This window comes from Streptomyces sp. NPDC002044 (genome assembly GCF_040296725.1).
Lineage (GTDB): Bacteria > Actinomycetota > Actinomycetes > Streptomycetales > Streptomycetaceae > Streptomyces > Streptomyces antarcticus.
The window spans coordinates 40,887-56,748 of sequence record NZ_JBEOXU010000030.1; the positions used below are offsets into that span (position 1 = coordinate 40,887).

10 protein-coding genes and 1 pseudogene are annotated in these 15,862 nt (G+C 71.9%); 6 read left to right on the forward strand and 5 right to left on the reverse strand.

From position 1 onward, the window contains the following. Nucleotides 1-648 precede the first annotated feature (648 nt). From ABT106_RS10985 to ABT106_RS11010, 6 genes are all read left to right on the forward strand, one after another. The gene (locus ABT106_RS10985) at nucleotides 649-1,284 is read left to right on the forward strand and encodes a hypothetical protein (protein WP_351275244.1); all 636 of its coding nucleotides are present in this window, start codon (nucleotides 649-651) and stop codon (nucleotides 1,282-1,284) included. A 216-nt stretch (nucleotides 1,285-1,500) separates the two neighbouring features. Then, nucleotides 1,501-3,138 (forward strand): DUF6801 domain-containing protein, encoded by a 1,638-nt coding sequence (locus tag ABT106_RS10990; protein ID WP_351275246.1) that lies wholly within the window; start codon nucleotides 1,501-1,503, stop codon nucleotides 3,136-3,138. Nucleotides 3,139-3,217: 79 nt separating this feature from the next. Beyond that, nucleotides 3,218-4,162 carry a hypothetical protein gene (locus tag ABT106_RS10995; RefSeq protein WP_351275248.1) on the forward strand — a complete coding sequence of 315 codons (945 nt, stop codon included), beginning with the start codon at nucleotides 3,218-3,220 and terminating at the stop codon, nucleotides 4,160-4,162. Between the two features lie 211 nt (nucleotides 4,163-4,373). Then, on the forward strand, nucleotides 4,374-5,585 hold the full coding sequence (locus ABT106_RS11000; protein ID WP_351275250.1) for a PucR family transcriptional regulator: 1,212 nt from the start codon (nucleotides 4,374-4,376) through the stop codon (nucleotides 5,583-5,585). 554 nt (nucleotides 5,586-6,139) lie between these two features. Further along, a complete protein-coding gene (locus tag ABT106_RS11005) occupies nucleotides 6,140-10,069 on the forward strand; it encodes a hypothetical protein (protein WP_351275264.1) in 3,930 nt (1,309 codons plus the stop codon). A gap of 5 nt (nucleotides 10,070-10,074) precedes the next feature. Continuing rightward, nucleotides 10,075-10,338, forward strand: a complete 264-nt coding sequence (locus ABT106_RS11010; protein ID WP_351275252.1) for a hypothetical protein — start codon at nucleotides 10,075-10,077, stop codon at nucleotides 10,336-10,338. Between the two features lie 63 nt (nucleotides 10,339-10,401). On the opposite strand, the gene ABT106_RS11015 is transcribed toward ABT106_RS11010, so the two are convergent. The 5 genes and pseudogenes from ABT106_RS11015 to ABT106_RS11035 all read right to left on the reverse strand — a co-directional run. Next, a complete protein-coding gene (locus ABT106_RS11015; protein WP_351275254.1) occupies nucleotides 10,402-11,400 on the reverse strand; it encodes a TIGR03842 family LLM class F420-dependent oxidoreductase in 999 nt (332 codons plus the stop codon). Nucleotides 11,401-11,413: 13 nt separating this feature from the next. Beyond that, nucleotides 11,414-12,814, reverse strand: a complete 1,401-nt coding sequence (gene hydA / locus ABT106_RS11020; protein WP_351275256.1) for a dihydropyrimidinase — start codon at nucleotides 12,812-12,814, stop codon at nucleotides 11,414-11,416. 9 nt (nucleotides 12,815-12,823) lie between these two features. Then, nucleotides 12,824-14,119 carry an aspartate aminotransferase family protein gene (locus ABT106_RS11025; RefSeq protein ID WP_351275258.1) on the reverse strand — a complete coding sequence of 432 codons (1,296 nt, stop codon included), beginning with the start codon at nucleotides 14,117-14,119 and terminating at the stop codon, nucleotides 12,824-12,826. After that, nucleotides 14,116-14,958 carry a nitrilase-related carbon-nitrogen hydrolase gene (locus ABT106_RS11030; RefSeq protein ID WP_351275260.1) on the reverse strand — a complete coding sequence of 281 codons (843 nt, stop codon included), beginning with the start codon at nucleotides 14,956-14,958 and terminating at the stop codon, nucleotides 14,116-14,118. The genes ABT106_RS11025 and ABT106_RS11030 overlap by 4 nt, the downstream gene beginning before the upstream one ends. Before the next feature lie 270 nt (nucleotides 14,959-15,228). Next, a pseudogene (locus ABT106_RS11035) lies at nucleotides 15,229-15,862 on the reverse strand (hypothetical protein); the annotation flags it as partial.

Here is a 15,862-nt window from a genome sequence, read left to right on the forward strand (position 1 = left end):
TCGGCCCGGCGCCCCGGAATGTGTCACCGCGTGGACAAATCCGGGTGCGTCACTTGTCTCCGGTGAGACAGTCCGGGGTCTCGCGGGGCCGCGAACCGGCTCCGCGGTGCCCTGCCGAAAGGTGCCGGCCCTGGCGGGAGACCGGGCCCAGACCATCGGACAGGACTGCTGCCGTCAGGGGCCGCCAACCAGGGGTAGAGCGTCGCACCCGGAACGCTACGGCTGGGTAACATCCGACGGCAATACGCAGGTCCGAGTTTTTCGCGGCGCCTCCCGCACTCCGGCATTCCTTGTCACGCGGATGACACATGCGCACCGCCGCTTGTCATGACGGAGAGCACTTCCTCTCCATATCGAGATTCATACGACCGGCCCCGGCGAAAAAATGGCAGCGCGGTGCGTGATCGATCGAAATTGTCGACATTGCGCACCCGGAGACTAAGGCGGCATCAAGGACCGCTCACGCGGCGAACAGGTAATTCGGGCTCTTCAAAGAATCTTGAACTGCGCCATTGTTCAGCCAAGTTTCCCGCAAGTAACGTCAGCGTCGCGGCCGAGGAACACCGAGCCGCGGGTCCTCTGTGTCTCCCCCATCGCACAGCTGCGGCCCACCTCTGCCGGTCAATCCCCAAGGAGAGTCCCAGAGCCATGAAGAAGACCATCAGAAACCTCGCCGTCGTCACCGGTGCCGCCGCCGCCGCGTTCACCCTGACCGTGGGCCCGGCATCGGCCGTGCCGTCCACCACGTGGACCGTCAACCCGTCCCCGTCGACCTACACGGCGACGAACAGCGGGAACATCGTCCTCAGCGTCAACGGCATCGCCATGACGTGTACGACGTCGGGTGCCTCCGGCACGATGGCCAGCGCCACCGGCAACCCGGCCACCGTCGGCTCGATCAGCGCCATCAACTTCGGTGCCAGCGGCTCGCCCTGCACGAGCGTCCTGGGCAACGTGACCACCGTTCCGACCACCCCGTGGACCGTGGTGGCTCAGGACTACACCGCCGCGACCGGCGTCACCAAGGGCTACATCGGCAATGTCGACGCCAAGGTCACCGTCGGTGCCTGCGTCTTCCGCGTGACGGGCAAGGCGGCCGCCACGTATACCAACTCGACGGGCAAGCTCGCGGTCGCCAGCACCTCGGGTCAGCTCAACGTCGTCTCGTCGACCAACTGCGGCAGCGCCGTCCCGGTCGGCGCCAAGCCGATCTTCACCGGTGCCTACCTGGTCAAGAAGACCGGCACCGCGATCATCCCGACCATCGTCGGCACCAACCCGTAAGGCGTGCGGGAGTGCCACCGGCACTCCCCCGGGTCCGTGCGCCCGGCCGGTGACACCGGCCGGGCGTTCGCCGACTCCCGACACCGACCCCCGACGCCGGCCTTCGGCGCCGCCCCTCGGCGCCGCCCCTCGACGCCGAACAGACACGCCGACCAGACACGCCGACCGGCCGCGCCGGCCGTCGGCGCCCCGCACGACGCCCGAGCGGAGCAAGCGATGAGAGGCCACCCTCCCGTCCCGGAGACACGGCGCGTCCGCGCGCGCGGTGCGGCGCTCGCCGCCCTCGCGGCGCTCGCCCCCCTGATCCCGTCGGCGGCCGCCGCGGTGGACTCGCAGGAGATCACCGCGAAGCTGTCCTACGACTGCGCGCTGCCCTCGGGGCACCAGCGCGCCGCGGTCCGGGTGACGGCCACCTTCCCCGGCCGGGCCACGGCCGGCGAGAAGATCCTGCCCACCGGGGTGACCACGGCGGTCGAGCTGCCGGCCGCGGCCGTCGCCGACCTGACGGCCCTCAAGGCCGCCACGGTGCTGCCCGAGACCAGGCTGGCGCTCCAGGTCGCCCAGCGCGGGGCCTCGGCGCAGGCCCTCTGGCGCGGCACCGCCGGGGCCCCGCCCGTCGCCGTTCCCGCCACGGGCCCGCTGACCCTCACCACCACCGGCGACGCCCCGGCCGTAACGGCGGCCGCCGACGGCGACCTCACCTTCACGGCCGCGGACCTCGGCATCGACCTCGCCCTCGGCACGGCCGACGGAGCGCCCGCCACGCCCGCGTCCCTCTCCCTCACCTGCACCCTGGTGAAGGACGCGGAGGGCCACGGCCTGCTGGCCACCGTGCCGGTCGCTCCGGCCACCTCCACCCCGGCCCCGAGCGGTTCGCCCTCCCCGTCGGCCCCCACGGCCCCGGCGTCCGGGCGCCCGACGGAGCCGGCGTCCCCGACGGCCCCCGGCACCCCGAAGGGGCCGGCGGCGCCCGGAACTCCCACCGACCGGGCGGACGGAGGCATGGACAAGGGGAAGGACAAGGACAAGGCTCCGAAGATCGGCGACGCCCGCGCCGGCGCGTCGGCCGCCAGAGCGCCGGCGCCGCCCTGCGTCAAGCAGAACCCGACCGACAAGTCCCTCAACGCGTACATCACGGGCTACTCCAACGTCCGCAAACTGGGCGGCGCCTCCCTGATCCCGGTGTCGTGCGTGCAGATCGAGCAGGGCGACCCGGAGATCGCCTTCCCTCCGGACGGGAGCATCCACCTGCTCCAGAAGTCGGAGGCATATCTCGACTACCAGGGCCGCAAACAGACCCCGCCGTTCCAGTCCACCTTCCTGACCTTCGGTTTCACCCCGACGACGGCGACCATGATCCTGGAGCAGGCGGGGCCCATGACCGTCGCGTCGGACGTGCTGCTCGTCTTCCCGGACAACATCGCGGAGACGTACGTACGCGCCCCGCTGGTCCTGCGCGTCCTGGACGTCAAGGTCAACGGCACGCCGCTGGACGTCGGCCCGTCGTGCCGTACGCAGACCCCACTCAGCTCCCCCGAGCCCGATCCCGCCACGTACCCGGGCCCGCACCTCGTGATGCTCGGGAAGGGACAGCTCATCAACGGCACGGACGCCACCGGTTACGTCCTGACCTCCGGCGGGCCGCTGACGGGCGAGGTGACCATCCCTCCCTTCACCGGCTGCGGCGCCGGCGGTGAGGACCTGGACCGGCTGCTGACCGCGTCCATCTCGGGCCCCGGCAACTACGTCAAGCAGATTCAGGGGCAGACGTGCGCGGTGGGCGTCGAGGTCCCCACCGAGGGCCAGTGCACCGAGGACCGCCAGCCGTACGTGGTCCCCGCCCCGGAGCGCTGATCCGCACCCCTGATCCGTCCCCTGTTCCGCACCCCCGCACCACAGACCCGAACGTCCCCCGTCACCGAAAGGCTCGTCCATGCCACTCGCCTCCGCACGTACCCGGCTCGCCACCGTCTCGGCGCTGACCGCGTTCGGCGCGTTCGCCTCCCTCGGTACGGCGACCGCCGCCACGCCGGACCTCAACGGCGCGTGGGGTCCGTTCACCCGCTGTCCCGTCGACTCGGCGACGATGCTCGGGGCGGACGGCCTGGACAAGGCACCGCAGTGCGTCGTCTCCTACGCCGCCAGCGGGTCCATCAAGCTCGGCAACACGACGGTCATCACCGGCAACAGCAACCTCCAGATGGGCGTCGTCCAGAACTCCGACGGGACCAGCACCGTCGTCGCACCCGCCTCCGGCGCGATCATCGCCGCCTCCGCGACGGTGCCCGGCGGTCTCCTCGGGCTGATGTGCCCGAGCAACATCCCGGGCATCACCGCCATCTGCAAGCAGCTCACGGACGGCAAGCTCAACAAGATCACCGCGACCCTGGAGTCGGTGGGCACCCCGTACGACTTCGACCAGATCGCGGGTGTCGTCACCGACCAGACGATCGTGAACATCCCGGTCCGCATCCACCTGGAGAACCCGTTCCTGGGCAGCAACTGCTACATCGGCACCAAGAACAACCCGATCGTCCTGAAGCCGAAGAACCTGACCTACCCGTCGTTCGCCGTGGAGCGGTTCGACGGTGACGGCACCGCGAGCGAGGAGGGCGAGATGAGCCGCCTCAACCTCCTCGGCTCCACCCAGAACGACACGACGTTCGCCGTCCCCGGCGCCAGCGGCTGCGGGCTGGGGCTCTTCGGCCTGATCGACGCGGCGGTCAACCTCAAGACCGGCCTGCCGTCGGCGGCGGGCAAGAACAGCCTGACCCTGAACAACACCCAGACCTACCTGGGCGGGCTCTTCGCCCCGGGCACGATCGCCCCCGACGCGGGCAAGCAGCTCGCCCGCAACTGGCACTCGGCAGTCAACTAACGGTCAGTCAACGACGATTCCCGGCCGACTCGCCGGACTCCACCCGCCCTCCTGCGCATCTCCTGTTCAAACGGTGTACAGCACAGCGGACTTGACCTAGCGTCAGCACCTCACACAGGTATGCACCTGACGGCCGCGCGGCGCCCTTCAGCCAGCAGGGCGCCGTCACGCCGCTCCCCCACCGGGCGCGCAGGAGAGCAAGGGATCAGTCATGCCCTCGATGCCAGAACCACCGGACCTCGGCGAACCGCTCGACCCGCTCCCCAAGGAGTTCGCGGCCTTGATGAGGCCCGAGGTCCCGGGGCTCATCAAAGAGATACGGGTCGAGGTCCAGCGCGCCTATCCGGTGTACGCCCGCCTTCTCAACGGCCCCAACGCGGACGCCATCCGACAGGGCGTGGAGCAGGCCCTGGCCACGTTCGTGGACCGCGTCGCCGACCCCGGCACGAGTTCGGTCCTGCGCGACGAACTCCTGCGCAAGTTCGGCCGGGTGGAGGCGTACGAGGGCCGTGACCTCGACACCCTCCAGGGTGCCTACCGGCTCGGCGCACGCATCGCGTTGCGCCGCGCCAAGACCATGGGCCGCCAGTACAACCTGTCCCCCTCGCTGATCCTCGCCTTCGCGGACGCGCTCTTCGCCTACGTCGACGAGCTGGAGGCGGTCGCGCGCGAGGGATACGCGGAAGTCCAGGAGCGTGCGCCCTCCGAGTTATCGGCGTTACGCCGCAAACTGCTCCATCTCATCCTGGTCGGGTCCCCCCTGCCGCAGGCGACCATCGCCGAGCTGTGCGAGCAGGCGTCCTGGGAACTCCCCTCGCAGTGCACGCTGGTGGCCTTGCGCGCACCGGCCCCCGACCACGTACGGGCCTGCCTCGACCGGGACGTGCTCGCCGACCTCGGCATCCCCCAGCCGCACCTGCTGATCCCCGGGCCGCTCACCCCCGAACGCCTGGCGATGCTCGAATCCGCCCTCGCGGGCGCCCCGGCCGTCATCGGCCTGACCGTGCCACCGCCGCAGGCCGCCGACTCCATCCGGTGGGCCAGGAAGGTGTTACAGCTCATCGACGACGGGATCGTGCCCGACGGCCCGGTCGTGCACTGCGAAGACCATCTGACCACCTTGTGGCTCCTGTCCGACCCCGGTCTGGTGACGCACATCGCGGCCCGCGAACTGGCCCCGCTCAGTGCCCTGGGCGGCTCCCGGCGCGGCCGCCTGGTCGAGACGCTGCGCGTCCACATCGCCACGCGGGCCCCCGCCGAACAGGTCGGCGAGCTGCTCGGCGTCCACGCGCAGACGGTCCGCTACCGCCTGCGCAACCTGGACGCCCACCTCGGCGACCGCATCACGGACCCGGACCACCGCTTCGCGCTGGAGGCCGCCCTGCGCTCGCTCCACCTCCAGGGCAACGACTACGCGGAATGACCCGGCCCCGGCGCGGGCCGGGGACTCTGGTTGCCGACCCGTGCCGCCGAACCAGCGGCACGGGTCGCGGGCGTGCGCGAGGTCCGCCGCGCCAGGTCGTGTCCGAAAATCGATCACTGGTATCCGCTGAGCGTTGATATGGTCCATGTAGGTGGCTTGACCAACCACTTGTCCACGGCGGGGTGTTATCCGGCACGCTGCCGTCGCACCCACCGCCGACCACGGGCTCCGGGGGGAGCCCGCCGTACAACGAACCGGCCGACGGCCGTCCGCCGAGCCGAGATGCGCGCCGTCATCGGCACCACCGTGACCCGGCGCGTCTCTCGCCGGCCGGGGCGGCGCACGGAGGCCGGGTACCCGATGACAGCAACGGCCGGCCCGCGCCCGCGAGGCGCGCGGGCCGGCCGTCGGCTCGGCATGCGCCCTACACCGGGCCCGGGCCTACGACATTTCGTTTCTTGGGGGATTCATCCATGAGAGAGCCATTCCACTTTCCGGCCGGAAGGTGGCGGCCCCGCCGCGTACGCATGGCAGTCCGGGCGGTTTCCACGGCGATGGCCGTGGCCCTGCTCACGGGCCTGATGGGGCAGGGTTCCGTTGCTGGTGCCGAGGGGTCGGCGGTCGGAGCTCTGGACGCCCGGACCCTGGACGTGGTCCAGCGTGGGAACGCGGCGCTGGCCCGGGCGCGGGCGGCTGCTCCGCCCGTGGCTCCCCGGTCCGAGCTGGAGCGGGTCAGTGACGAGCGGGACCGGCAGCTGGTGGAGGACTACGCCGAGTTCGATGACGAGGAGGAGGTCCGTCAAGCCGCGCGGAAGGCTCTGGAGAGCACCGATCCGAAGGCGGTCCGGGAGTTCCTGGAGCGGGGTGAGGCGGAAGCCCGTCAGCGGGCCAAGGACAAGCGGGACAGCACTGATGCCGGGAACCGGCGTGCGGTGGAGGCTCTGCGGGGGACGGGGGGTCCGTACTTCAACGCGGAGGTCGAGCGGGTGCTCGGCGGGACCGCGCGGGACCGTGCGGACTTCCTCGCGTTCGGTGCGGACATCGCCCGTCAGCGGGACAAGGCCACCGAGCAGAACGAGCAGCAGCGTGCGGCGGAGAACCGCAAGCGGGTGGAGATGCTCGCCGCGATGGGCGGGCCGCAGGTCAGGAGCGCCGCTCAGACGGCGCTGGCCTCCGGTGACGCCCGGGTGATCGCCGAGTTCCTGGAGAAGGGCTACCTGGTCGCGGCGCGGAAGGACGCTGAGGACCGGGCCGCGCAGGAGAAGGCGCAGAAGGAGGCTCTGGAGGCGGCGGAGCGGCTGCGCAGGCTGGCCGAGAACACCGCCCGCGCCGCCGAGGCCCGTACCAGGCTGATCGCGGTGCACGGGGATGCCGTCCGGGCCCTGAAGAACTCCTCCAACGCGATGAGTCTGGCGGCTTCGGCTTCGCGTGAGGCCGACCGGATGCTGGCGGCGGACCGGGCGGGCAAGCGCCTGTCGGACTACACGGAGGTCAAGAAGGACGTAGCCCGTCAGGTGGGCTTCGCCGACACCGCCGCCCAGCAGGCCCAGGTCGCGTCGGGGCAGGCCAAGGTGCAGGCCGAGATCCTGGTGGAGACCGGTCTGACGTACGGGGTCCAGTGGTCCGAGGTCGCCGCCGGCCTCCACGCGGCGGCCGACGCCGCGTCGCGGGCGGCGCAGAGCGCCCAGCACGCGGTCGACGCCACGGCGGCCGACGCCGCGGGTCTGAACTCCCAGCACCAGGCCGAACTGCACGAGAAGCAGGCCAAGGCGTGGCGCGCCAACGCCGAACAGCACGCCAAGGCGGCAGCGGGTCTCGCTGCCTCGGCCGCCAAGCAGGCGAAGACCGCGGCGGACGCGGCGGCCAAGAGCCGCCAGGCCCGGATCGAGGCGGAGCAGGCCGAGAAGACGGCCTGGGAGCACGCCCAGCGGACCCGGGACGCCCGGCTGGAGGCTCAGCGCCAGGCCAGGATCGCCGACGAACAGCGCGTCATCGCCAAGCGCGAACGGAACCTGGCAGCGGCCGCGCGCGAGCGTGCCGAGCGGGAGCAGCAGGTCGCGGCCCAGGCACGGGCCCGGGCCGAAGCCGAGGCACGCACCGCTGCGGCGAAGCGGGCCGAAGCTCAGGTGGCTGCGGCCACCGCGGCCGAGATGCGCGCGCGGGCGTCCACGCAGGAGGGCAAGGCCGCCGACGCGGACAGGAACGCCAAGGCGGAGGAGACCAAGGCCCGCAACGCGCGCGACGCCGCCTTCGAGGCGGAACGGCAGCACAACGCCGACGAGGCCCGCGCCAAGGCCACCGAGGCCCTGGCCGCCGCGGCGAGCGGCACCTCGGACTCCCAGCTGGCCCGGCAGGCCGCCGACCAGGCGCGCTCGGACGCCAACGCGTCCGGCAAGGCGGCGCTGGCCTCCCGCGGCGCGGCCAACGCGGCCTCGGACGCCGCGACACGGTCCCGGTCCGCCGCCATCGAGGCTTCGGGGGCCGCCGCCCGCGCCCGGGCCGCCTCCAGTGAGGCCACCGCGCACGCCTCGCGTGCCAACGCCGCCGCCAACAAGGCGGAGGCCGCCGCCTTCGCCGCGAACGCCGCGGCGAACACGGCCGAGCGCGAAGCCGCCCTCACACGCGCCTCCGCCCAGCGGGCGAACAGCAAGGCCGCCGAAGCAACCGCGCAGGAGGGCCGCGCGGGCATCGCCGCGCACGAGGCGTCCCGGCTGGCCGGCCTCGCCGCCCTCCACGCCAACCAGGGGCTCCAGGCCGCCAACCGTACGAAGGAAGAGGCCGACGGGGCCGTCCGTGAGGCGGCCATGGCCCAGGTCCAGGCCGGGGTAGCGGTGGCGGCCGCCTTCTCCGCCCGGACCACGGCCGCGGGCATCGCCGACCCGGCCAACACCGCCATCGCCCTCGCAGCGCCCTTCGCGGGTACGGACGTCGGCGCCGACTTCGCCGTGACGGTGGCCAACGCCGCCCTGAAGATGGGCAAGGAGCAGGCCGCCGCCGCGGAGGCGAAGGCCACCGAGGCCGTCAAGGCGGCGGAGGCCGCCGAGGCCGCCGCGAACCGGGCCAACGCCCAGGTGGCTCCCGCCTTCAAGGCCGCCGCCGCGGCGGCACGATCGACCGCGGACGCCGCGCGCTCCTCGGCGGCGGCGACGGCTTCGGCGGCTCAGGCGGCCGAGGACGGAGCCAAGGCCAGGGCGGCGGGAGCCCGGGCCAACCAGGCCGATGCCCAGGCGCAGACCGACGCCCAGCAGGCTCGCCAGGCCGCGAACGCCGCCTACGCCGACGCGGCGGCCGCCCGCACCGCCGCCACCCAGGCCGAGGCCGAGGCGGAACGCGCGCGGGCCGCCGCCACCGACGCGGAGAACCAGGCCGCCGCCGCGCTCAGCGCCGCCACCCTCGCCGAGAAGGAGGCGAGCACCGCCCGGGCCGCAGCCACCCAGGCGGAGAAGGACGCCGCCGACGCCGCCACCCTCGCCGAGTCCGCGGAACAGCACGCCAAGTCCGCGGAGACGGCGGCCGCCAACGCCAACCAGCACGCCCGCGACGCCGACGCCGCCGCGAAGAAGGCCGAGGAATACCAGCGCGAGCTGAAACGAAAGGAACGCGAGGAGGCCGCCCGGACGAAGGAGCCTGCGACCGCCCCGCCCGTCACACCGACGGACCTTGAACGCAAGGCGCTCGACGAGGCCGGCATCACCGCCGACGAACTGGCCGCCGCCCGTGCCCTCGCCGGGCAGAACCTCATCGACTACCTGCTGGAGAACGGCGGGGAGATCCTCGTCGAACTCTTCCTGGAAGACATCAGGGCCTGCATCGACGACCCCGACATCCCGATTTGTCTCTGGGCCATCGTCCAGAACCTGGGTCCGGTCAAGGTCCTCAAGATCGCCAGCAAGATCCCCCGGATCGCCAAGGCCATCGCCGGCATCAACACCTTCCTCGACAAGGTCGCCCGCGCGAAGAAGATCGTCTCCAAGGGCGAAAAGATCGTCGAGAAGGTCCAGCGAGGCATCCCCGGTTGCCTGGCGGACCGCTACAAGGACAAGGACACGCGGAAGGGTTCCCACGCGCAGTCCCTCATGCGCATGGCGGCCGCGGGCAAGGACAAGCCCAAGGGGGACGACGACGACTGTCCGGAGATCGGCCTCTCCATCTACCGCACGCCGAAAATGGTCGACAAGGAGTACGAGAAGAAGAACGGCCCCAACCCCGCCGCACACACCACCGGAGACGCGGCCGTCTACTTCGGCGAGCGCAGTATCGCTGCCGAGTACGTGGGAACTGGCGCGGGCCCGTTCGCCGATGGCATGATCCGCTACGACATGGCTCCCGAGTTCCTCGCCACGTTCGGCAAGTACGCGGAGCGGTACGACCGGAAGGGTCCGGGCGGAAGCGTGCGCATCGAGTTCGTGATCCCCGTCGGCGAGATCAAGGAGTTCAACAAGCTCACGGTGCACCGCGAGTGGATCCAGGGCAAGAAGGGATGACCGAGATGGACTTCGTCCTGCACGGCGAAACAGACGTCACCGTTACCGCGGTACGCCCTTGGGGTCTGGAGGTCGAATCGCCGGACGGAAGCCGGGGTTTCATCGATCAGGCCAAGACCCCTGTCTGGCCTTCGGCCGCCGACGATTCCCTCGTCGGCGCCGTACTGCACGTGATCGTGCTCGACGAGACCCGGGATCCGGTCCGGCTGAGCACGCTCGACACGGACGTGCAGATCGGGCGTCGGCTGAGAGCCGCCGCCGGCGGCTGAGGGCCCGCGGGGTCCACAGCGGGGCCCCGCGCGCGGCGCGGGGCCCCGCGCCGCGTGCGGGAGTCAGCCGAACGACGGGATGACGTCAGAGCCGTACGCGTCGATCGTGGCCTCCCGCGCGTCGTGCATGTCGTAGACGGCGAACTGGTCGACGCCGAGGTCCCGCAGGACCCGCAGCTTCTCGATGTGGGCCTCGGCCGGGCCCAGGAGGCAGAAGCGGTCGACGATCTCGTCCGGGACGAAGTCGGCGGACGGGTTCCCGGCGCGGCCGTGGTGGCTGTAGTCGTAGCCCTGACGGGACTTGACGTACTCGGTCAGCTCCTCCGGAACCATCGAGGAGTGCTCCCCGTACCGGGAGACCAGGTCGGCGACGTGGTTGCCGACCATCCCGCCGAACCACCGGCACTGGTCGCGGGCGTGGGCGAGGTCGTCGCCCACGTACGCGGGAGCCGCCACGCAGATGGTGATCTCCGCCGGATCGCGGCCGGCCGCCACGGCGGCCTCGCGGACGGACCCGATCATCCACTCGGTGAGGTAGGGGTCGGCGAGCTGGAGGATGAACCCGTCGGCCTTCTGCCCGGCCAGGGCCAGGGCCTTCGGCCCGTACGCGGCCATCCAGACGGGCAGCTTCCCGTCCTTGATCCACGGGATGCGCAGCGCTTTGCCGTCCACCTGCGTCTCGCGGCCCTCGGCCAGGTCGCGGATGACGTCGATGGCCTCCCCGAGGCGGGCCAGCGTGTTGGGCGCCCGGCCGGCCACCCGCATCGCCGAGTCCCCGCGGCCGATTCCGCAGACCGTGCGGTTGCCGTACATGTCATTGAGCGTGGCGAAGGTGGAGGCGGTGACCTCCCAGGTGCGGGTGCCCGGGTTGGTGACCATCGGGCCGACGCGCAGCTTCTGCGTGTTGGCCAGGATCTGGCTGTAGATGACGAACGGTTCCTGCCAGAGGACCGCCGAGTCGAAGGTCCAGCCGTAGCGGAAGCCGTTGCGTTCGGCCCGCTTCATGAGGCTGACGACCTGAGAGGCCGGTGGGTCGGTCTGGAGGACGAGGCCGAAGTCCATGCGGGGACTCTCCTTACAGGTACTGACAGGTGGAGCGGGGGATGAAGGCCCCGTGACCGGCCCGGCCGGTGTACTCGCGCCGGTCGATGACGAGTTCCCCGCGGGAGAGCACGGTGTCGACGCGTCCGGTGATCCGCCTGCCCTCGTACGCCGAGTAGTCCACGTTCATGTGGTGCGTCTCGGCGGAGATGACCTGCTCGGCGTGCGGATCGTAGAGGACGATGTCGGCGTCGGAACCCGGCGCGATCGTGCCCTTCTGCGGGTAGAGGCCGAACATCCGGGCCGGGGTCGCGCAGGCGATCTCGATCCAGCGGCGGCGGCTGATGTGCCCGTCCAGGACCGCCTGGTGGAGGAGGTCCATGCGGTTCTCCACGCCCGGCAGCCCGTTGGGGATCTTGGAGAAGTCCCCGCGGCCCAGTTCCTTCTGGCCGCGGAAGCAGAACGGGCAGTGGTCGGTGGAGACCACCTGGAGGTCGTTGGTCCGCAGCCCCCGCCACAGCGCCGCCTGGTGCTCCTTGGGCCGCAGCGGCGTGGAGCAGACGTACTTGGCGCCCTGGAAGTCGGGCTCCTCCAGGTTGTCCGTGGACAGGAACAGATACTGCGGACAGGTCTCCCCGAACACCGGTAGCCCCTTGTCCCGCGCCGCCGCCAGCTCCGCGACGGCCTCCTCCGCCGAGACGTGGACCACGTACAGCGGGGCGCCGGCGACCCGCGCGAGCTGGATGGCGCGGTGGGTGGCCTCGGCTTCGAGGAGCACCCTGCGGACCTCGCCGTGGTGGCGCGGGTCGGTCTCGCCGCGGGCCAGGGCCTGTTCGACGAGGACGTCGATGGCGATGCCGTTCTCGGCGTGCATCATGATCAGCCCGCCGTTGGAGGCGCCGCGCTGCATGGCCCGCAGGATCTGCCCGTCGTCGCTGTAGAAGACGCCGGGGTAGGCCATGAACAGTTTGAAGGAGGTGACGCCCTCGCCGACGAGGTGGTCCATCTCCTTCAGGGTGCCCTCGTTGACGTCCGAGAGGATCATGTGGAAGGCGTAGTCGATGGCGCAGTTGCCGTCCGCCTTGGCGTACCAGGTGTCGAGGCCCTCGCGCAGGGCGTGGCCCGGCGTCTGCACGGCGAAGTCCACGATGGTGGTGGTGCCGCCCCAGGCGGCGGCCCTGGTGCCGGTCTCGAAGGTGTCCGAGGCCGCGGTGCCGCCGAAGGGGAGCTCCATGTGGGTGTGCGCGTCGACGCCGCCCGGGATGACGTACTTCCCGCTCGCGTCGATCACGCGGTCGGCGGTCCAGGCCCCGGCGGCCGCCGAGGCGTGCGCGGCCAGGGCCGCGACGCGGCCGTCCTCGATGAGGACGTCGGCGTGCAGTTCGTCGGCGGCGGTGACGACCAGGCCGCCGCGGATGAGGGTGCGGATGCTCATGGAGTTCCCTTACTGGACGCTGCGCAGGGCCTGTTCGAGGATGTCCGCGCCCTCTTCCGCCTCGGCGACGGTGAGGGAGAGCGGCGGCGCGATGCGCAGCACGCTCGTGTTGTACCCGCCGCCCTTGCCGAGCAGCAGGCCGCGTTCGCGGGCGGCCTCCAGGACGGCGGCGGCCGCTTGCGGGTCGGCCTCGTCGGTGCCGGGCCTCGTCAGCTCCAGACCGGCCATGAGGCCCCGGCCGCGGACCTCCCGTACGGCGGGCGCGGCCGCGGCGACGGCGCGCAGCCGCTCCAGGAGCAGGCCGCCGACGCGGCGGGCGTTGCCCTGGAGGTCGTGCTCCTGGAGGTACGCGAGGTTCGCGACACCGGCCGCCATGGTGACCGGGGAACCCCCGAAGGTGGAGATGGACTGGGAGTCGAGGCAGTTCATCACCTCGGCGCGGGCGACGACGCCGCCGATGGACATGCCGTTGCCGATGCCCTTGGCGAAGGTGAGGATGTCCGGCGGGCCGTTCTGGGCGTGGGCCTGCCAGCCCCAGAAGTGGTCGCCCGTACGCCCCCAGCCGGTCTGCACCTCGTCGCTGATCCAGAGAATGCCGTGCCGGTCGAGGACCTCGCGGAAGGCGCCGTAGAGGCCGTCGGGCGGCGAGGTGAACCCGCCGACGCCCTGGATCGGCTCGGCGATGAGCGCGGCCACTCCCCCGCGTGCCTGGCCCAGTACGTCTTCCAGGTCGGCGACGGCGGCGGCGGTGAACTCGGCGTCCGGAAGGGCCGCGAAGGGGCCGCGGCTGCGGACGGCGCCGTGCACGTAGTACGTCTGGAGCGGCGAGAGGCTGGTCGGGGACCAGCCGCGGTTGCCGGTGATGGAGACGGTGGAGAACGACCGGCCGTGGTAGCTGTTGCGCATCGCCAGGATCTGGTTGGAGCGGCGGTACGTGCTGGCGAGCAGCAGGGCGGTGTCGTTGGCCTCGGTGCCCGAGGTGGTGAAGAAGACCCGGGCGTCGGGGATGCCGGACAGGGCGGTGATGCGCTCGGCCAGCTCGATCATCGGCCGGTTGAGGTAGAGGGTGGAGGAGTGGATGATCCTCCCGGCCTGCTCGGCGACGGCCTTGGTGACCTCGGGCAGGGCGTGGGCGGTCATCGTGGTGAGGATGCCGCCGAAGAAGTCGAGGTAGCGGTTGCCGTCGGCGTCCCAGACGTGGCGGCCCTCGCCGTGGGTGAGCTCGATGGGGCGGTCGTAGTAGAGCGCGAGCCAGTCGGGCAGGACGGTGCGGTGGCGGCTGTGCAGGGGGATCGGGTTGGTCACGGCTGTACGAGCCCTCCGTAGGCGTCGGGGCGGCGGTCGCGGTAGAACGCCCACTGGGTGCGGACCTCTTCGATGAGCCCGAAGTCGAGGTCGCGGACGAGGAGTTCCTCCTCCTTGTCGCTGGCGGGCTCGCCGACGAACCGGCCGCGCGGGTCGACGAAGTAGCTGGTGCCGTAGAAGTCGTTGTCGCCGTACTCCTCCTGGCCGACGCGGTTGATGGCGGCGATGAAGTACTCGTTGGCGACGGCGGAGGCGGGCTGTTCCAGCTGCCACAGGTACGCGGAGAGACCGCGTGAGGTGGCGGACGGGTTGAAGACCAGCTGGGCTCCGGCCAGGCCCAGCGCGCGCCACCCCTCCGGGAAGTGGCGGTCGTAGCAGATGTAGACCCCGACCCGGCCGACGGCCGTGTCGAAGACGGGCCAGCCGAGGTTGCCCGGCCGGAAGTAGTACTTCTCCCAGAACCCCTTGACCTGGGGGATGTGGTGCTTGCGGTACTTGCCGAGATAGCTGCCGTCGGCGTCGATGACGGCGGCGGTGTTGTAGTAGAAGCCCTCGGACTCGAGCTCGAAGACCGGGACCACGATCACCATGCCGGTCTCACGGGCGAGGTCCTGCATGCGGCGGACGGTGGGGCCGTCGGGGACGGCCTCCGCCCAGCGGTAGTGCTCGGGTTCCTGGACCTGGCAGAAATAGGGGGCGTTGAAGACTTCCTGGAAGCCGATGATCTTCGCGCCCTGGGCGGCGGCCCGGCGGGCGTGCGCCTCGTGTTTGGCGATCATCGACTCGGTGTCTCCGGTCCAGGTGGCCTGGACCAGTGCGGCGCGGACGACTTGGGCCATGAGCTGCTCCTCGCGACGGGGAACCGACGTCGACTTCCACGGCTCTACGCACGTAGACGGAGTACGTAGGGAGTAGAACGTAGGCCGCGTCACAGCGTGGGGCAAGAGCGCCGTGCGCGGTTGGAGTAGTCGATCAAGATACGTCGGACCGCGGTCGTTTCCGGTCACCGGGCGGCCGGTTTAGGCCCCTTGGTCCGGTGGGGACGGCAAGGGCGCGTGTGGGACGTGGTGCCGGGCTCCGCGAACCGGGCGGGACGTCCCGCACACGCCCTACACCGGGGCGATGCCGGCTACGCGCAGCGCGTGGGCCAGGTCCCGCCGACGGGTCCCGGACAGCGCCTCGGCCGCCCGGAGCAGCCGCGGGGCGAACCACTGCGGGGCGCGCCGCGCGAGGGCGGCGGCCTCCTCGGCGGTGCGGACGCGTACGAAGGCGTCGAGCAGGGCCTCGGCCTCCCGGCCCCGGCCGGCCGCGTCGAGTGCGAGGGCCGCGTCGGCGATCTCGGCGGCGGGCCGGGCCACGCCCTGGCGCAGCAGGCGGTCACGGTCGGCCTCGCGCCCGGCCTCGCCGAGGGCGGCCGCCAGCTCGGCGAGCCGCTCGGGCGGCAGCGAGGCCGCGGCCTCCCACAGCAGGGTGGACCAGTCGGCGGAGAGCCCGGCGCGGCCCAGCTCGGCGGCCAGTCCGGACAGCCGGTCGGCGGGCCACGCGGCGGCCTCGCAGAGCAGGGCGTGCGCTTCCCCGGTACGCCCCTGGCCGCGCAGCGCGAGGAGTTCCCCGACGAGGGCCCGCGTGGACCGGCCCGGGGCGGGGGCCGGGTCCGGGCCGCCCCGCACCCCGACCACGTGCGGGCCCTGCGCGAGACCGTACGGGCGCTGCGCGAGCTGGGCCACGACGTGCGGCCGGTCG